At 74.8% G+C, this 1,521-nt stretch carries 1 protein-coding gene; it reads right to left on the bottom strand.

All coding sequences use genetic code 11. From position 1 onward, the window contains the following. Positions 1–8: 8 nt before the first annotated feature. Positions 9–1,490, bottom strand: coding sequence for an NF041680 family putative transposase (locus tag D0Z06_RS25015; protein ID WP_233517954.1), 1,482 nt, complete (start codon positions 1,488–1,490; stop codon positions 9–11). Positions 1,491–1,521: the final 31 nt, after the last annotated feature.

Below are 1,521 nucleotides of genomic sequence, written 5' to 3'. Positions count from 1 at the left end.
CTTGTCGTTTAACCCCTGACCGGTTGGTCTTCGGCGTCTCGCTTGGTGGTCTTGCCGACGTCGTGGCGGGTGGCGCGGTGTCGGTTCTTCGTCCCGGGCGGGCGCCCCGGGCCGGGACGGGTGGGTTTTGGCGGGCTGACCGGCGAGGGGATCTTCCCGCGGAGCTGGCGAAACCCTCGCCGCACGCGGGCTGGGGTCAGCCGCTCGGTCGGCAGCGGTCGTTCCCAGGGGCGGCGCAGGTCCGCGGCGAGATGTCGGGCCAGGCGCAGCTGGGTATGGGCGGCGACGATCAGCCAGGTCCAGCGGTCGGCGGCCTCGGGCGCGCGCAGCTTCGGGCGGGTCCAGCCCAGGGTCTGCTTGAACAGCCGGATGGTGTGCTCGAGGTCGAAGCGGCGCAGATAGGCCTGCCAGCAGCGGATGACCTCGGCGGTGAAGGCGTCAGGGTCATCGCCGGTGTCGGCGCCGGTGTGGGAGGACCACAGCCAGACCGGCTTGGCCTCGCGCTGGCCGGGCAGGTGCGCCACGGTCAGGCGGATCACGGTGCCCTCGACGATCGGTAGCTGGCCGGGATGGTCGGCCCAGGCGCCTTGGTGTTCCAGGCGCGGGTGCATCCGAGCCCATCCGCTGGCCTCGGCCGGCCCGTAGCGGGCGGTGTCGGTGACCGTGCGCGTGGTCGGCGCCGGCCAGGTGGACGGGTCGGCCAGGGCCATCGCCGGCCCGTGCCGGCGCGGTCGCCCCACCGGCCCGGCCGCGCCGTTCGGGCGCGGTGCCGCGGGGCCGAGCAGCACCCGGTCGGCGCGGATCCGCCCGATCAGGTGCACCGGCAGGTCGGCCAGGACGAACGCCAGCCGGTGCACGTCGTAGCCGGCGTCGAGCACCACCATGATCGGCGGGTCGCCGGGGCGCCAGTGCCCGGCCGCGGTCAGCCGATCCACCACCGCGCGCAGCTGGGCGGCGGTGACCGCGGTGGCGTCGTCGGCCGGGCCCAGCCGGACCACGTCCAGCGCCGCGGTCCAGCTGGTCGGCCCGCTCTCCAGGGCCACGACCAGCTGATACGGCCAGCCCGGGATCCGCTGCTTGGCGCCGCGGCGGCCGCGGCCCGAGACATGGCAGAACAGCCGGTCGGGGCAGGTCTCGCCGTCCGGGCGCAGCCACGGGGTGGCATCGACGGCGAGCACGAGCCGCCCGTCGAACATCCGCGGCACGGGCAGCTCGGCCAGCCGCGCGCGCAGCCGGTCGACCTCGACCGTGCCGCAGTTGACCGCGTCGTAGAGCGCGCCGTGCCCGCGGTGGTGCTCGGGCACCAGGCACAACCCGACCAGCGAGCGCACCGGCCCCTCGGCGCAGAGCAGCGCATCGGTCAGCTCGAACAGCTCATCGGCGCGTCGCCCGAGGCATCGGTAGAACCCGGCGCGGAATTCCCGCAGTCGATCGGCGGCCTCCGCGGCCGAGACCTCGCCAACGCCGCCTTGCGGGTGAACACTGTCCATCACGGCCACCGGTGATCGTTTGCAGCTCGCA

The sequence above is a fragment of the Geodermatophilus marinus genome, assembly GCF_003428645.1.
GTDB lineage: Bacteria > Actinomycetota > Actinomycetes > Mycobacteriales > Geodermatophilaceae > Geodermatophilus.
Note: the sequence above shows the minus strand (reverse complement) of the source record. Positions and strands in the feature narration are given on the sequence as shown.